The sequence below is a fragment of the Candidatus Dadabacteria bacterium genome, from assembly GCA_009840385.1.
Taxonomy (GTDB): domain Bacteria; phylum Desulfobacterota_D; class UBA1144; order Nemesobacterales; family Nemesobacteraceae; genus Nemesobacter; species Nemesobacter australis.
This window is the reverse complement of sequence record VXNX01000013.1, coordinates 276,829-292,044: the sequence shown is the minus strand read 5'-3', so window position 1 is coordinate 292,044 and position 15,216 is coordinate 276,829. Positions and strand designations below refer to the sequence as shown.

At 50.2% G+C, this 15,216-nt stretch carries 14 protein-coding genes and 3 tRNA genes; 8 read left to right on the top strand and 9 right to left on the bottom strand.

Features of this window, described 5'->3' with window-relative positions; all coding sequences use genetic code 11:
* Positions 1-44 precede the first annotated feature (44 nt).
* On the bottom strand, positions 45-1,145 hold the full coding sequence (locus F4X55_05800) for a PAS domain-containing protein (GenBank protein ID MYC40504.1): 1,101 nt from the start codon (positions 1,143-1,145) through the stop codon (positions 45-47).
* Positions 1,142-2,443: a homoserine dehydrogenase gene (locus F4X55_05795; protein ID MYC40503.1), complete on the bottom strand. Its 1,302-nt coding sequence runs from the start codon at positions 2,441-2,443 to the stop codon at positions 1,142-1,144. The genes F4X55_05800 and F4X55_05795 overlap by 4 nt, the downstream gene beginning before the upstream one ends.
* A gap of 134 nt (positions 2,444-2,577) precedes the next feature.
* Here F4X55_05795 and F4X55_05790 point away from each other — a divergent pair.
* Positions 2,578-2,654, top strand: a tRNA-Ala gene (locus F4X55_05790).
* A gap of 68 nt (positions 2,655-2,722) precedes the next feature.
* A tRNA-Ala gene (locus tag F4X55_05785) sits at positions 2,723-2,798 on the top strand.
* Between the two features lie 4 nt (positions 2,799-2,802).
* Here the strand turns inward: F4X55_05785 and F4X55_05780 are convergent.
* Genes F4X55_05780 through rsmD form a run of 4 tightly spaced genes read right to left on the bottom strand, consistent with a single transcriptional unit; the run spans position 2,803 to position 6,174 of the window.
* On the bottom strand, positions 2,803-3,921 hold the full coding sequence (locus tag F4X55_05780; GenBank protein ID MYC40502.1) for an ABC transporter substrate-binding protein: 1,119 nt from the start codon (positions 3,919-3,921) through the stop codon (positions 2,803-2,805).
* Positions 3,922-3,927: 6 nt separating this feature from the next.
* Positions 3,928-5,121, bottom strand: coding sequence for a pyridoxal phosphate-dependent aminotransferase (locus tag F4X55_05775; GenBank protein ID MYC40501.1), 1,194 nt, complete (start codon positions 5,119-5,121; stop codon positions 3,928-3,930).
* 1 nt (position 5,122) lies between these two features.
* On the bottom strand, positions 5,123-5,629 hold the full coding sequence (coaD, locus tag F4X55_05770; GenBank protein MYC40500.1) for a pantetheine-phosphate adenylyltransferase: 507 nt from the start codon (positions 5,627-5,629) through the stop codon (positions 5,123-5,125).
* Positions 5,626-6,174: a 16S rRNA (guanine(966)-N(2))-methyltransferase RsmD gene (gene rsmD / locus F4X55_05765; protein ID MYC40499.1), complete on the bottom strand. Its 549-nt coding sequence runs from the start codon at positions 6,172-6,174 to the stop codon at positions 5,626-5,628. The genes coaD and rsmD overlap by 4 nt, the downstream gene beginning before the upstream one ends.
* A 146-nt stretch (positions 6,175-6,320) precedes the next feature.
* On the opposite strand from rsmD, the gene gyrA reads away from it, so the two are divergent.
* Genes gyrA through F4X55_05745 form a run of 4 tightly spaced genes read left to right on the top strand, consistent with a single transcriptional unit; the run spans position 6,321 to position 10,606 of the window.
* Positions 6,321-8,753 carry a DNA gyrase subunit A gene (gene gyrA, locus F4X55_05760; GenBank protein ID MYC40498.1) on the top strand — a complete coding sequence of 811 codons (2,433 nt, stop codon included), beginning with the start codon at positions 6,321-6,323 and terminating at the stop codon, positions 8,751-8,753.
* On the top strand, positions 8,753-9,247 hold the full coding sequence (locus tag F4X55_05755) for a PaaI family thioesterase (GenBank protein ID MYC40497.1): 495 nt from the start codon (positions 8,753-8,755) through the stop codon (positions 9,245-9,247). The genes gyrA and F4X55_05755 overlap by 1 nt, the downstream gene beginning before the upstream one ends.
* Entirely contained in the window at positions 9,248-9,853 is a 606-nt protein-coding gene (locus F4X55_05750) for a glutathione S-transferase family protein (GenBank protein ID MYC40496.1), read from the top strand.
* 15 nt (positions 9,854-9,868) lie between these two features.
* Entirely contained in the window at positions 9,869-10,606 is a 738-nt protein-coding gene (locus tag F4X55_05745) for an NAD-dependent protein deacylase (protein ID MYC40495.1), read from the top strand.
* An 18-nt stretch (positions 10,607-10,624) separates the two neighbouring features.
* On the opposite strand, the gene F4X55_05740 is transcribed toward F4X55_05745, so the two are convergent.
* Positions 10,625-10,701 (bottom strand) — tRNA-Gly (locus F4X55_05740).
* Positions 10,702-10,786: 85 nt separating this feature from the next.
* Between F4X55_05740 and proB the strand changes: the two genes are divergently transcribed.
* Together proB and mltG are read left to right on the top strand one after the other, a co-directional pair.
* The gene (proB, locus tag F4X55_05735; protein MYC40494.1) at positions 10,787-11,926 is read left to right on the top strand and encodes a glutamate 5-kinase; all 1,140 of its coding nucleotides are present in this window, start codon (positions 10,787-10,789) and stop codon (positions 11,924-11,926) included.
* Positions 11,923-12,924 carry an endolytic transglycosylase MltG gene (mltG, locus tag F4X55_05730; protein ID MYC40493.1) on the top strand — a complete coding sequence of 334 codons (1,002 nt, stop codon included), beginning with the start codon at positions 11,923-11,925 and terminating at the stop codon, positions 12,922-12,924. The genes proB and mltG overlap by 4 nt, the downstream gene beginning before the upstream one ends.
* 31 nt (positions 12,925-12,955) lie before the next feature.
* Here mltG and F4X55_05725 read toward each other — a convergent pair whose 3' ends face one another.
* Together F4X55_05725 and F4X55_05720 are read right to left on the bottom strand one after the other, a co-directional pair.
* A complete protein-coding gene (locus F4X55_05725) occupies positions 12,956-14,110 on the bottom strand; it encodes a VWA domain-containing protein (protein MYC40492.1) in 1,155 nt (384 codons plus the stop codon).
* Positions 14,111-14,127: 17 nt separating this feature from the next.
* Complete coding sequence (locus tag F4X55_05720) at positions 14,128-15,084, bottom strand: MoxR family ATPase (protein ID MYC40491.1); 957 nt, start codon at positions 15,082-15,084, stop codon at positions 14,128-14,130.
* Positions 15,085-15,216: the final 132 nt, after the last annotated feature.

The window sequence follows — 15,216 nt, the reverse complement described above, 5'->3', positions numbered from 1 at the left end:
GCGCTACATTGTTTTTCCCGGAGCGGCGAGGAGCGGATGATTCGCTAGCTTGCCGGAAGCTGTATCTTGAATTCGGAGCCTTTTCCCTCCCAGCTCTCCGCGGTAATTATTCCTCCGTATTTGGCTATTACTTGGTTCGATATGAAAAGACCAAGCCCGGTTCCCTTCTTTTTGCTTGAAAAAAACGGGGTGAATATTTTTTTCAGGTTTTTTTTCTGTATGCCGCTTCCATTGTCCTTTACCGATATCATGACAGTGTGTTTATTACGTATCTTGTAATCCGTCACCCATCTCGTGCTGACCGTTATCTGCCCGTCGCTCTTGATCGAGCTCACGGCGTTTTGGATGATGTTTATGAACACCTGTTTGAGAGAGTTGTAGTCCCCGGGTATGGGAGGAATGGTAATGTCGAGCTTGTGCTTGAACTCTATGTTCTTATGAAGATTCGATTCGAGAAATATTATGTCAATCAAAATCTCATTTATATCCACAGACATCAGATGCTGCGTTGATACAGATGAGGGTTTGACGAGCCTGTCGACCAGGTCTTTCAGTCTCTCTACTTCGTTTATTATTATCTTGGAACACCGGTTTTTCTCCGTTTTCGACAACGTGCCTTTTAGAAGCTGTGCTGCTCCCTTTATCCCGCTGAGTGGATTTCTGATTTCGTGCGCAAGTCCTCTTACCAGGGTCTCGTAATTTTCTTCAAGGCTACAGTTCCTGCTGATGATGGACATCATGTTCATCTTTTCCGTGTTTCTTATCTGTATTACGAGTCCGCTCATTTTCCCGTCGTTTCCGTGTATGGGAGATGCCGTGCATTCCACGTTGATCGACGAGTCCTTTGATATGCGGAAAAGCAGGTCGTTTTCCTGCATAACCCTTTCCTCTTTCACCGCCCTGGTGCAGAGGTTGGTTATTTCTTCAGGCAGAAATCTGGATATATGCTTTCCGACGGTTTTTCGCCTTGAGATATTGAGTATGGTTTCAGACGGTTCGTTAACGGAAATTATATTGAGATCCCCGTCAGCTACTATCACTCCCTCGGGAAGCGAATCCAGAAGATCCTTGTAGAACGTCGGATGTTCCTGCCGCTCTATGCCCGTAATTATCTTTCTCGCGGTTACAGCCGCCTGTTCTCTCATATCTCCTCAATCCTTATGAAAATCGCGTCGGCAACGGACGTCATGGATTTTTCTACTCTCCCAAGCGCTTTTCTAAGGCTTTTCTCGCTCGACTCATGGGTCATTATTATGATGGGAACTTCCCCGCCGTTTGTTTCTCTTGTCTGCTGTATTATGGACTCTATGCTTATTCCGCACTTCCCGAGAACCGTAGTTATCTTCCCGAGAGTGCCAGGCTTATCTTCAACTTGGAATCTAAGGTAGTAGCGTCCCGCAAGGCGGTCGGTGCCGACAAGAGACCTGTGTCCGGCATCCTCGGAATAAAGCATGGGAGGAGCAGCCTGCGAGCCGTTCTGAACGGTTTTGGCTATTGAAACCAGATCGCCCACGACAGCGCTTGCCGTCGGGAGCATCCCGGCCCCCATTCCATAAAGCATTGTCGGACCTACCTTGTCTCCCACGATGTGGATTGCATTAAAGGCGTCTTTTACGTCGGCAAGCTGTGTGTTTTTTCTTATAAGGGCCGGATAAACTCCAGCCTGTATGCCCGAGTCGGTCGACTTGGCTATGGCGAGCAGCTTGATCTTGTAGCCGAGCTGTTCGGCGAAGCTTATGTCGGTCGAGGAGATGTTTCTTATTCCCTCGACGTATATGTCGTCGAATTCCGGGAAAAATCCGTAGGCAAGCATTATCAGGATCGAGAGTTTGTGGGCGGCGTCAATGCCGTCTATGTCAAACGAAGGATCGGCTTCGGCATATCCCTCGTCCTGGGCGCGCCGCAGCATTTCCTCAAACCCTTTTTTCTGCTCCGACATGTTATGAAGTATGTAGTTGCACGTCCCGTTCATTATTCCGTGTATGGAGAGGATATTGTTAGCCACGTAGCTTTCATGTGCCGCCTTGATTACAGGTATCCCTCCTCCCACGCTAGCTTCAAACGCCACGTGAACTCCGTTTGCGGCTGCCTCCCTGAAAATTTCCCCGCCGTGGTGAGCCAGAAGGGCCTTGTTCGCGGTTACGACGTTTTTTCCGTTCCGTATCGCGTCCAGAACCAGTTCGCGCGCCGCCGTGGTTCCGCCGATAAGCTCTATTATTATAGAGATGCTCTCGTCGTTTATGAGTTCGTCCGCGTCGGTGGTGAAAAGCCTTTTCGGGATCTTGACCGGGCGTTTTCTCTTTATGTCGATATCGGCCACTTTTTTTATGCGCAGCTTTATCCCGGTTCTTTTTTCTATTATGTCTGTGTTTTCGCTTATCGTTTTATAAACTCCGCAACCTATGGTTCCGGCGCCTACAAGACCTATGTTAACGGAATTCATCCCATGATCTCCTCAATTATTCAAAAAAGAAAAATTATACATAATCCTTTCCACAATACAGTGGAAGCGTTATACGGCACTGAAAGTTTGACAGTGATATTTCCTGAAATAAACTACTTACTCTTGTTTTTCGTGGGGCCGTAGCTCAGTCCGGGAGAGCGCATGAATCGCACTCATGAGGTCGCGGGTTCAAATCCCGTCGGCTCCACCACTTCTCGAATTTCCTTCGGGTTTGACATACACTTACCTTGGAACTAGATTTATAATCCTGTTTCGTTCGGGGCCGTAGCTCAGTTGGGAGAGCGCATGAATGGCATTCATGAGGTCGCGGGTTCGACTCCCGTCGGCTCCACCACCCCTCAGATTATGAGCCGGGAATTCGAATATTCTTGCGGAAAAACTATCTTCTTCTCCCCGTCCTGCCACTGGGTTACCAGCATCCGGTGTCCCGTCTGGCGCAGGGTCTCGGGGTCTATGCGGAAATCTCCGTAAAAAGTCGTAAACCGAGAGTGCAGGGCTTCGCTCAGAAGCGTCTGTTCGTCCGTAGTTCCTGTTTTCCCGATGAGTTTTTCTATTATGAGCCCCATGTTGTAAGACTGTGCGGCTGTGTAGTCGGGCGTGTATCCGTAGGCGCGGGCGAATTCGTCTGAAAATTCCTTGGGACTCGGGCCGAAATCCACGGATACGCAAAGCGTGGGTTCCCACTGGCTTGTCGAGACAAAACCCTCGGCCTCCCTGCCGAGACGTTTTTCAAACTCGTTTACTGCGGCTGCAAGCGTTGCCACCACCACGAAGGCGTCGGCTGAGTTCTTCGATACCCACTTGGCGAGATTTATATCGTCTTCCATCCCCCCGCAGCAGAGCACGCAGGAAGCGCCTTGGCCTTTCGCTCGGTCGAGTATGGAGGAGAAGTCTTTCGTGCCGGAGGAAAAATCATAGACTTGTGCCGATATCCCGAGTTTTTCCGCACGAAGAAGCGCTCCTTCACTCACGGTATGGGAAAATCGGCTTCCCTCAAGACGCAAAACAGTGATTTCGGCTGCCTCGCCGTAGCGGTCGTGGATCATGTCCACTACAGCATGGAAGTAAGAAGATGCCTCGGTTATGGCGGTTACAGTCTTTCCCCGGGTGCGGACTGGAATGTCGTCAAGCGATCCGCCGTAGTTCCAAACTACTCTTTTCGCCTTTTCTGCGACCTCGACGCACGCAAGCGTGAGGCTACTTGAGTACGGTCCCAGCAGTATGTCTACCCGATCTTTTTCTATCAGGTGGCGGGTGTTCTCCCTTGTTTTCTCGGCAACGCTAGAGTCATCGTAGAAAACAAGTTCTGGCACCAAGGAATCTCCATCCCGCGTTTTAACTCCGCCACGGCTGCGCAGGTGGTCCGTGAAAAGCTTTATTCCCCGAAGGCTTTCCCTGCCTTGGACGGCGTGGCGTCCAGAGAGCGTTGCGGAAAGTCCGATTTTAAAGGAGTTCATTTCGAATCAGAGCAGGGTTCCTACCGCCTCTTCGATTCTGTTTAAGCCCTCTTCTATGTTCTCCATGGATGTGGCGTAGGATATCCTGAGATGGTTTTCCTTTCCGAAGGCTATGCCCGGAACGACGGCCACTTTCGCTTCCTCAAGCAGGAATTCGGTAAACGAGATGGACCCGTCAATCTTCTTGTCTCCGTATGTTTTGCCCACAAAACCGCTTATGCTGGGAAACACGTAAAACGCTCCCATTGGGTCAAAGCAGGTAAATCCCGGAATTTCGTTCAGCCTTTTCACTATGAAGTTCTTCCTTCTCTCAAATTCTCTTGCCCTTTTGGCGAGCAGGTCCTGCGGTCCGCAAAGTGCCTCAAGGGCGGCCATCTGGGAAATTGAAGAGGGGTTCGAGGTAGACTGTCCCTGAAGCTTCGCCATCGCGCTTATTACTCTTTTATCCCCCGCCGCGTATCCTATGCGCCATCCGGTCATTGAGTAGGATTTTGATACCCCGTTTACAAGTATGGTGGATTCTTTAGCCCTGTCGCTAAGAGAGCAGACGGATACGTGCTCCGTTTCCCCATAGATTATCTTCTCGTATATCTCATCTGAGATTATGATCAGACCGGCGTCAAGGGCGATTTCGACTATTTCCTCAAGTTCTCCGCGCGAATACGTTGTCCCCGTGGGATTTGAAGGATAATTGAGAATAAAGGCCCGCGTCCGTTCGTTTATTTCCGCTTCGAGCTGCTTAGGGGTGATCTTGAAAAGTTCTTGCTCGTCTGTGTCTATGATCACCGGGGTTGCACCCGTCAACGCTACCTGGTCGGGATAGGAAACCCAGTAAGGGGCCGGGATTATAACCTCGTCTCCGGGTTCGAAAAGCGCTTGGGTAATGTTGTATATCGAGTGTTTGGCACCACAGGAAACCAGTATCTCATCCCTTGCGTACTCAAGGCCGTGGTCTTTTTTCAGGGACGCCGCTATCGCGTCTTTGAGTTCATCGATTCCACCGACGGCTGTGTACTTCGTAAAGCCGCTTTTAATCGCGGCCACACCCTCTTTCTTCACGTTCTCGGGAGTGTCGAAGTCAGGTTCTCCAGCTCCGAACCCTATGATGTCGACCCCTTGGGCGCGAAGCGATTTGGCTTTTGCCGTTATGGTCAGAGTCGCGGAAGGCTTGAGGTTGCTTACCCTTTCTGAAAGTCTCACTTTATTTTTTCCTCCGCTTTTTTGCCGGGCGGAGTTTTTCGATCAGTTTTTCCTCAACCGCCGCCGGGACGAAACCCTTTGCGGAACCTCCCAGAGAGATTATTTCCTTTATCAGAGATGAGCTTATGTGGGAGAACTGGCTTTCGGTCACCATAAACAGCGTCTCCACCTCTTCGTTCATAAGCTTGTTCGCGGTGGCCATCTGAAGTTCGTACTCAAAGTCTGAGTGGCATCTCATTCCGCGCAGTATGGTGTTGGTTTCTTTTTTCCTTATGTAGTCGACCAGCAGTCCCTCGAAGCTTTCAACCTCGACATTGGGGTAATCCTTGGTCACCTCGGCAATGAGAGACACCCTCTCCTCGGTCGAGAGGGTCGTTTTCTTGGAAGTGTTGTGTCCGACCGAGATTATGATTTTCTCGAAGATCCCTGCCGCCCGGGCGATTATGTTCAGGTGCCCGTTTGTGAAAGGGTCAAATGAACCCGGATATATTACAGTTTTGCCGTTCAATCGAGTCTCCTTAAAAAACTTACGGAGGTGCCTCCGTATTTTCTGGTTCTCACCTCAAATCCTTCAGGTCTCATAACATTTCCGGACGGATGTTCAATGACCATGATTCCTTTTTCTCCGACGACACTTCCTATCTCGCGGGCAAGCGAGTGCGGCTCTGTCTTTTCGTAAAACTTATACGGGGGATCAATGAAAACAAGATCAAACCCAAAATTTTCCGCACTTAACATACTCAATGCTTTCCTGAAATCAAAATTGAGTATTCTCGATTGCTCACCGTACCCGCAGGAACGCAGATTCCGGGCGATTATCCCCGCCGCGGCAGGGTTTTTCTCAACAAACACGCAGGATGAGGCACCTAGGCTTAAAGCCTCGATTCCCAGATTTCCCGAGCCCGAGAACAGGTCAAGCACGCTTGTTCCAGGAACTTCAGGACCCAATATGTCGAACATCGATTTTTTTATCCTGGCCGCGGTTGGTCTAAGCGATTCTCCTCTCGGAACCTTCAGTATCCTTCCCTTGGATTGTCCGGTAAGTACGCGCATGTCGATTGTATACGAACTCTTTCGGCAAGACTAGATTTACTCCGCGTTTTGCTCTGGAAGTCGCAGATTTATTCATGTAAAATATCATTCTAACTGGTTTATTTCACAACCATTCTTTTTCTTTTCTCCGGAGGGTTTTTTCAGGAATGGACACTTCATCCAGAGTGCAGACTGTAAACATTGAAGATGAGATGAAGGAGTCCTATCTCAGTTACTCCATGAGCGTCATAGTCGGAAGGGCTCTTCCCGACGTGCGCGACGGACTCAAGCCCGTTCACAGGAGAATTCTCTACGGGATGAGCGAGGCAGGAAATGTGTGGAACCGCCCCTACAAGAAATCCGCCAGGGTGGTCGGGGACGTCATGGGTAAATATCATCCTCACGGAGACTCGGCGATCTACGATTCCCTTGTCCGTATGGCTCAGGATTTCTCCATGAGGATCCCGCTTGTCGATGGTCAGGGTAATTTCGGCTCCGTTGACGGGGACAGCCCGGCGGCCATGCGCTACACGGAAGTCAGGCTCTCGAGAATTTCTTCTGAGATGCTTGAGGATCTGGATAAAGAAACGGTTGAGTTCTATCCGAACTACGACGGGGGAGAACTTGAGCCGAGCGTGCTGCCGACCAAGGTGCCGAACCTGCTTCTAAACGGTTCTTCGGGAATCGCGGTGGGCATGTCAACCAATATTCCTCCTCATAACCTTGGGGAGCTTCTCGATGCCGTAGTGGCACAGATACGCGACCCCAACATCACTGTGGACAGGCTTCTTGAGATCATGCCGGGGCCAGATTTTCCCACGGGGGGTTTCGTAAGCGGTCGCGATGACATCCGCACTGCTTATGCCACCGGCCGCGGAATAGTCAGGACGAGGGCAAGGGTTCGCATAGAGAAGCAGAAAAAAGGAGGAAGGGAGGTGATAATCGTCACCGAGCTTCCCTATCAAGTTAACAAGGCGCGGCTTGCCCAGAAAATCGCCGAACTCGTAAGGGAGGAAAAGATAAAGGGGATCACCGACATACGGGATGAGTCCGACAGAGAAGGTATAAGGCTCGTTATCGACGTGAAGAGCGGGGAGCACGCCCAGGTGGTTCTTAACCAGCTCTACAAGCATACGCAGATGTATACCTCCTTCGGCATCATAATGCTGGCGCTTGTGAGAAACCAGCCGAAGGTTCTTAGCTTAAAGGAACTCCTTGCCTACTTCATAGAGCACAGAAAAGAAGTAATTACCCGAAGAACCCAGTATGAGCTTCGCAAGGCGGAGGAGCGTCTTCACATTCTTGAGGGGTTCAAGATCGCTCTTGATAACCTCGATGAGATCGTCGAGCTCATAAAAGGTTCCGAGAGCCCCGCGGCCGCGAAAGCGGGTCTTGTGCGGACGTTTGCGCTTTCGGAGCGCCAGGCTCAGGCCATCTTGGAGATGCGCCTTCAGAGACTTACGGCACTTGAGAGGGACAAGATACTCGAGGAAAGACGCGAGCTTATCGCCACCGTGGCCAAACTAAGGGAGATACTGGAAAGCGAAAAACTGATACTCGATCTTGCGGTGGAAGAACTAACCGAGCTGAGGGAAAAATTCGGGGACACAAGGAGAACCGAAATCGTTGAGGACGTCGGGGAGATATCCATCGAGGATCTTATAACCGACGAGGAGATGGTGGTTACCACCACCTACGGGGGTTACATAAAGAGCATACCGCTCAGCGTTTACCGAAACCAGAGAAGGGGCGGGAGGGGAAGAACCGGAATGGGCACCAAGGATGCCGATTTCGTTAACGACCTGTTCACCGCGTCAAGACACACCAGCATTCTGTTTTTCTCAAGCCTAGGAAGATGCTACTGGCTCAAGGTCTACCAGATTCCCGAGGCCTCTCCCACCGCGCGGGGAAGGGCGATGGTGAACCTGCTTAATCTTGATAAGGGAGAGAAGGTGGCAGCCGTGTTGCCCGTAAAGGACTTCGCCGAAGACGTCTCAATAGTCATGGCGACTCGAAACGGAATCGTTAAGAAAACGAAGCTGAGAGCATATTCAAATCCCCGCGTAGGAGGGATAAAAGCCCTTAACATACTCGAGGGAGATGAACTTGTGGGAGCGGCGCTTGCGTCAGAGGACGACGAGGTGCTTCTTACTTCAAGGAACGGCCAGGCGATCAGGTTCAAAGGCACGGACGTCAGGAACATGGGCAGGGTGTCGACAGGTGTTAAAGGTATAAGGCTCAGAGAAGGTGACGAAGTGGTGAGTCTTGAGGTCATAAGGAACCAGAACGCGCAGATACTTACCATAACCGAGATGGGCTACGGCAAGTGCACCCTAATCTCGGAGTACAGGCTCACGAAAAGGGGAGGGGTGGGGGTGAAGACCGTCAACATAACCGAGCGAAATGGAAGAGTGGTCGGGGGGTTCCAAGTGGATGATGATACGGAGATAATGCTCATAAGTAATCAGGGCGGCAAGATTATAAGAACGAGCGTTTCCGAGATACGTAACACGGGCCGAGCCGCCCAAGGGGTGAAAGTCATAAACCTTGAGCCCGAGGAACTTGTGGCCGCGGTTGCGAAAGTCGCGGAGGGAGACTGATGATAAAGGAAGTCGAAAACGTGCTCTCCGGTTTTCCAGGCTATAACTGCTTTGCGTGCGGTCCGCACAATGAGCACGGACTCCGCCTTAAATTTTTTCATGATCAGGAAACCGACGAGGTTTTCACTACCATTTCTGCCGAGGAGCATTTTTGCGGCTGGCCGGGGATAGTGCACGGGGGAGTTCAGTGTGCTCTTGTCGACGAGGTTTCTTTCTGGGCCATGTTCAATGAAACCCGCAAGATTGCCTTTACGGCGAAAATAGACATTGCTTACATGAAAAAGGTTCCAAGCGGCACAATGCTTGACGTGAGAGCCAAGATAAGGGAGATCAGGGGAAGAAGAGTTGAAGTCGATTCGGTAATAAGGGATGAGGACGGAACCGAGCTTGCAAGTGCCGCGGTGACCTACGTGTTCCCCCGAAAGGAAACTCTGCGCGAGATACTGGGCCCTGAGCTTCTGAGCGAAGAATTCTTGCAATATGTGAGGGATTAAATGATAAGACTCTACGAACATCCGCTTTCTGGAAACGCCTACAAAGCGAAACTTCTCCTGCACCAGCTCTCGGTCGAATATGAGGGAGTGACTGTGGATATATTCGCGGGGGAACATAAAAAAAAGGAGTTTTCCGCGCTTAATCCCAACTGCAAGATCCCGGTTCTTGCGGATGGGAACTTTGTTATGTGGGAATCAAACGCAATACTTTTCTACTTGGCAAAGAAATTTTCTCCGAATCCCTATTTATCGGATGATCCGGAAACTTATGGTCTGATTGCGCAGTGGACTTTTTTCGGAAAGACAACTGTAGATCCTAACTTGGCGCTCGCAAGGTATTTTGTGAAGTTTCTGTCCCCCGACCAAGTGCCGCCAGGGACGCTAGAGAAACTTCACGCACAAGGAAACGTCGCGCTTGCGATTCTTGAAGACCACCTTTCCCGAAACGAGTTTCTCTGCGGGAGTTACTCCATAGCGGACATCGCGTGCTATCCTTACACAATGCTTTGCGGCGAAGGGGGATTCGACCTGGAGATTTATCCGTCGGTCAGAAGGTGGTGTGGGAGCGTCGAAGAAACTCCGAACTTCATTGCTTTTGCCGGGTAGTGCTGGCTGTACTTTATGGAAACGGAAGTCAAGCTTTTTTTGGAACTGCTGGAGGAAACCAAGAGCGCGGTTGCCTTCACTGGAGCCGGAATAAGTACCGAATCCGGAATACCTGACTACCGTTCTCCCGGAACCGGCATGTGGGAAAAAATGGACCAGTCAGTGGTCTCGCTCTCCGGGTTTTTGAGAAATCCCGAGAATTACTATTCCTACGCCATGGAATCCTATCCGGTCAGGGCTGCCGCCGAACCCAATGCGGGCCATTACGCACTTGCGCGTCTTGAGGAAAGGGGCTGGCTCAAGGGGGTTATAACGCAGAACGTGGACGGCCTGCACACCAAGGCGGGTTCTGAGAACGTGTTTGAGCTCCACGGTTCCGTAAGACGCGTTGTTTGTCTCCAGTGCCGGGAGTACTATCCGATGGAAGATGTGATGAGCAGGGTTTTTGAGGGAGAAAATCCTCCGCTCTGCTCGCGGTGCGAGGGAATTTTGAAGCCCGATGCCGTTTTTTTCGGGGAAGCTCTTCCAGAGGAACCGTGGGAGAAATCGATTGATCTCGTTTCAAACTCGGAAGCGCTTATCGTTATGGGCTCTTCCCTTCTCGTTGCTCCGGCGAGCGGACTTCCTCGCCTAGCTCTCTCCAAAGGAGCCGCGCTTGTGATCATAAATCTGATGGAAACTCCTTTTGATGATGAGGCTGATATAGTGATCCGCAGGAAAATCGGCGAATTTTTCGAAGAAACCGAGATATGAACGGAACAGTGTGGGAAGTGGAGCGGGAAACGGGATTCGAACCCGCGACCTTCTCCTTGGCAAGGAGACGCTCTAGCCAACTGAGCTATTCCCGCAACGAAAGCGAACTGAAAAGATATCAAGAGCCTTATTTGTTGTCAAATAGGATGGATTTTCGTATTTGGGTAGAATAGAACCGCCATGAGCGAGCAGGAAAGAAAAAATCTCATCAAGAAGGTAAAGACCGCCGTAGTCAAGATAGGAAGCAGCGTGCTTACCCACGGCGACGGGTCTCTTAACGAGTCTGTTTTCAAGGAAATGGCGAAGCAGATCTTTAACCTTAAGCAGAGGGGAGTGAGAACGATCATAGTTTCTTCGGGAGCCATAGCGTCGGGGATGAAGAAATTGGGTCTTTCGACCAAACCCCGGGAGATAGACGTAAAACAGGCGATCTCGGCTTGCGGTCAGACCGAGCTTATCAGGAATTACGAAGAGGCTTTTTCCGAGTTCGGCCTTAATGTCGCGCAGATTCTGCTTACCCGCGACGGCTTCTCCGACAGGAAGAGGTTCCTTAACTCTAGAAAGACCATCCGGCGGCTGCTTGAGATGGAGATAATTCCCGTTATAAACGAAAACGACACGGTGGCCTTCGAGGAAATCATGTTTGGGGATAATGACAATCTCGCGGCGCTTGTGATTTCCCTTACGGAAGCGGATCTTCTCGTGCTGCTGAGCAACGTGGAGGGTTTTTTCGACAAGGATCCGGCGAAAGACGAAAACGCAAAGTTGCTTTCCACGATCGCGGAGATAGATTCGAGAATAGAGTCCTTTGCCGGGGATACTTTCGGCAAGACCACTTCCGGGGGGATGAGAACCAAGGTTCAGGCGGCAAGGTCTGCCGCTGCCTTCGGGGTGCCGACTATAATCGCAAACGGTAAAAGAAAAGATTCTCTTCTGAGTATTTTTGACGGCCACGAATACGGAACCGTGATACTTCCGACAAGGGAAAGGCTCACGGGCAAAAAGCACTGGATTGCCTATACGCTTAAGCCTCAGGGGAAACTCATACTGGATGAGGGCGCCGCAGAGGCGATTACCAAGAAAGGCAAGAGCCTTCTTCCCTCGGGAATAAAGGAAGTTGAGGGAGAATTCGGGATAGGAGAGCTTGTAAGCTGCTTTAATTCCTCTGCGGTCGAGATATCAAGAGGGCTTTGTTCCTACGGCTCTTCAGAGGTAAGGAAGATCGTCGGAAAGAGGTCATCGGAAATAGAGGATGTGCTTGGGTACAGGTACAGCGATGAGATAATCCACCGAAACGAGATGGTGATACTCTCCAGATGAGCGGGACTCGTCGATTTAACCGTTTATCAGCGGGGCTTGCGGTTTTTGTTTTCCTTCTCTTAGCTTTGTCTGCTTGGCTTTATTTCCTAGACGGTTTTTCAACTGAGACAAAAATTGTCGACATACCGCAAGGCCTTGGCCTATCCGCTATAGCGGAGAAGCTTGAAGGGGATGGAGTGATAAGAAAAGCTGAGGTTTTTTTTCTTTCGGCTTTTTTAAGCGGAACCCAGAGGAAGCTTAAGCACGGCGAATACGTGTTTTCAGCCGGCGAGACGCCTTATGCTGTTCATAGAAAGCTGCGTCGCGGCGAAGTGTCTTTAAGGAAAGTCACTTTTCCCGAAGGGATTACTCTTGTACAGATGGCCGGGATTCTCGATGCCTCGCAGATAGTTTCCCGGGAAGAGTTTCTCGCGGTTGCGGAAAACGGTGAGTATTCCAAGAAAAAACTTGGCGTGGACGTTTCGAATCTTGAGGGATTCATTTTCCCCGATACTTATTTCTTCGCGCGGGACTACCCTGCGGAAAAGGTAATTGAAACGATGCTCGATAGATTTCGGAAAGTTTGCGCGACGCTTGGTATCGTAAGCACGCAACCCGATATCAAGAAGATTGTGACCATCGCCTCACTGATAGAGAAAGAAACGGCTTTTTCCCCGGAGAGGCCTCTTGTTTCGGCCGTAATACGCAACCGGCTTCGCAAAGGGATGAAGCTTGAGTTTGACCCGACGGTGATTTACGCTCTTGGCGAGAAGTTTGACGGCGATATTAGAAAAAAAGATCTGAGTTTCCCTTCTCCCTATAACACCTACGTGGTTTCAGGACTTCCCCCGGGCCCGATAGCCGCCCCTGGTCTTGATTCAATCCGCGCGGCGCTTGAACCGGCAGACGTGGACTATCTTTACTTCGTCTCAAACGGAGACGGGGTCCATATTTTCTCAAGCAAATACGAGGATCATTTAAATGCCGTGAACAAGCTTTTAAAGAAGGCGAAGCAATAATCTTCTATGTTCAAAACATCTTTCGGGCATACTAGAACTCTCCTCTGAATGCTCTTGCGAAGCCGTCATGCTGCGATCTGGCGATTTTTTCCTGCTCGGCTTGCAGATAAGCCCTGTCTTTTCTCTCTATGCGTATTATGTCGTCACGCCCCTTTGACGCCATGAACTGTGTTCCGACCGTTTCTTTTGAAATTATTTCAAGTATTGGCGGGTAGTTCTTCGACCCGATGAATATGGAGTGTATGCAGACGCCTATACTTTTTGCGCGTACTCTCTGAGCTTCCACATTTGGATCGCCGGAAGTTGGAATTCCGTCGGTTATAAAGAGTATGTGCTTGTTTCTAAGCCCTCTGCCTCGGAATTCCTTAAGCGCTTCTCCAAGTGCCTCTTCGTAGTTTGTGTTGCCAGAGCAGTCCGTTTTCTCCGCAAGCTGTTCTATCCACCTGTAGTCCCTGGTGAAAAAGCGGGAATTTTTCGTGTGTTTTCTTGAGCGGTGATTAAATTCCAGATAGCCGATTCTCATTCTCTTTCTTCTCGCGAGCTCTATTACTCCCTTTACGACGGATGAAGACCACTCGCTGTAAACTCCCATCATCGAAGTGCTTATGTCCCTGAGTATGGCTATTTCTCCTCCGAGCGTCTCTTTCTCTCGAAGGTGAACCCGCGGGAGTTTGGGAGAGGTATGCTGGGACCATATGAACGCCTCTACGGGATCTATATCTTCTATCTCGTCAAAAGAGGACATGCGTTTCCATTTTCTGGGGGAGCCTCCCGGGTGGGAGGTTTTCTTGGCCATGCTTTTCTGGAAATTGCCCTCAAGGACTCTCATGATGCGTTTTATGTTCTCGGCGGTTTCCGTATTTCCCCTTCCCGGGATGACAGTATCGTCGTCCTCTCCGGCCTTGGTGGATTTGCTGCTCATGTAGGCGCGCGCGGATTTGTCCTCCCTTTCCGTGTTTCCGCTGTCCTGGGGGTTCCCGGTGGGGTCGCTCGGCACGTCTTGGCCCTCGGGAGGAGCCATTTCGCTCTGGTTGTTATCAAGGTTCTGCTTTAGATCCTTGAGCGCGTCGAAGAAGGTTTTCTGGGCTTCGGCAAGCGGGTTCTCGGTTTCCTTGTCCGCTTCCTCGTCAGGGATTTCCCCTTTGGGTTCCTGAGAAAAATCCTGGTCGAACTCCGAATCAGGCATCTGATCCGGATCAGGCTTTAGCTGGTCATCTGGCTTTTTTTTTTATCCTGAACTATGTTCCGAAGAATATTGTCCATCTGTTCGTAGACATCGGGAGGAACCCGGAAAGCGGTCATGTATCTTAAAACGTCGAGGTCTTCTCTTGAACATACCTCTCTTTCGTTCAGAAGCGCGTGGGAGCGGACAAGCTTCAGTGCTTTTACGAAAAACGTCCTGTCTGTAATAAGGGAGTTGGTTTCGTTAAGCCCGAAATCCTCGATCATTATGGCGGTAAATCTCGCAAGACCTTCCTGCACATCGGGCGGGATCTGGATTTTCTCAAGTTTCTTGTAACTTTTGTCGAAAAGCTTTTTGCTTACTCTTTTTGGTATTTTTTCTTCAAACGGCTTTTCGGCGTAAAGCTCGATAACCTTTCTGGCTTCGTCCCATTTTCTTCCGTAGGAAATTCCAAGGGCCTTCACCTGAAGAATAAACCGATCGAGGTTTGCCGGATCAAGGGGTTCGTTGTAGTACTCGTCCGCCGTCGGGTTGCTTGTCGCTATTGCTGTCAGAAGGGGAATAGGTTCGTTGAAGAATTTTCTTTCGTTAAGTATACGAAGGAGTATGTTGAGTGATTCCCCCGGCGCGCGCGATATGTCGTCTAAAAGACAAATCTCAGACGTCAGTATGCCGCCCTTTATGATATCTTGCTTTATCCTTTCTCCGAGTTCGGTGTCTTCCTTCACTATGGTAAGGTCTCCGACAAGTTCTGAGAGCCTGGTGTCTCTGTGAAGCTGGTAGAAAAAGAAATTGAGCTGGGCTGCCTTGGAAACGATCTCCGAAAGCATGGTCTTTGCCGTACCTGGAGGACCTTCAATGTAAATGTGCTCTCTTGAGATTATTCCCAGAAGAAGAGCAGTCTTCACTTCGTCGTGTCCGACGACATGCTTATCCATTTCCTCCCGAAGGGACGCAAAGGGGTTAGCCGGGTTCATTCATCCACTCCTGAAAAAGGCAATGAGCGTTATTATTACATAAAGGGATATTTTTTTCAATCTGTTTTGCTGTGCACGGAACAGGTAGTTTCGGGTGCAGTTTTCTCGGGAAAAGCCACAAGGCCCACTTTG

What these genes read in the sequence shown, in the direction of transcription:
- F4X55_05800 (MYC40504.1), bottom strand. Translation starts at nt 1,145, where the DNA reads ATGAGAGAACAGGCGGCTGTAACCGCGAGAAAGATAATTACGGGCATA.
- F4X55_05795 (MYC40503.1), bottom strand. Translation starts at nt 2,443, where the DNA reads ATGAATTCCGTTAACATAGGTCTTGTAGGCGCCGGAACCATAGGTTGC.
- F4X55_05780 (MYC40502.1), bottom strand. Translation starts at nt 3,921, where the DNA reads ATGAACTCCTTTAAAATCGGACTTTCCGCAACGCTCTCTGGACGCCAC.
- rsmD (MYC40499.1), bottom strand. Translation starts at nt 6,174, where the DNA reads ATGCGCGTACTTACCGGACAATCCAAGGGAAGGATACTGAAGGTTCCG.
- gyrA (MYC40498.1), top strand. Translation starts at nt 6,321, where the DNA reads ATGGACACTTCATCCAGAGTGCAGACTGTAAACATTGAAGATGAGATG.
- F4X55_05755 (MYC40497.1), top strand. Translation starts at nt 8,753, where the DNA reads ATGATAAAGGAAGTCGAAAACGTGCTCTCCGGTTTTCCAGGCTATAAC.
- F4X55_05750 (MYC40496.1), top strand. Translation starts at nt 9,248, where the DNA reads ATGATAAGACTCTACGAACATCCGCTTTCTGGAAACGCCTACAAAGCG.
- F4X55_05745 (MYC40495.1), top strand. Translation starts at nt 9,869, where the DNA reads ATGGAAACGGAAGTCAAGCTTTTTTTGGAACTGCTGGAGGAAACCAAG.
- proB (MYC40494.1), top strand. Translation starts at nt 10,787, where the DNA reads ATGAGCGAGCAGGAAAGAAAAAATCTCATCAAGAAGGTAAAGACCGCC.
- mltG (MYC40493.1), top strand. Translation starts at nt 11,923, where the DNA reads ATGAGCGGGACTCGTCGATTTAACCGTTTATCAGCGGGGCTTGCGGTT.
- F4X55_05725 (MYC40492.1), bottom strand. Translation starts at nt 14,110, where the DNA reads ATGCCTGATTCGGAGTTCGACCAGGATTTTTCTCAGGAACCCAAAGGG.
- F4X55_05720 (MYC40491.1), bottom strand. Translation starts at nt 15,084, where the DNA reads ATGAACCCGGCTAACCCCTTTGCGTCCCTTCGGGAGGAAATGGATAAG.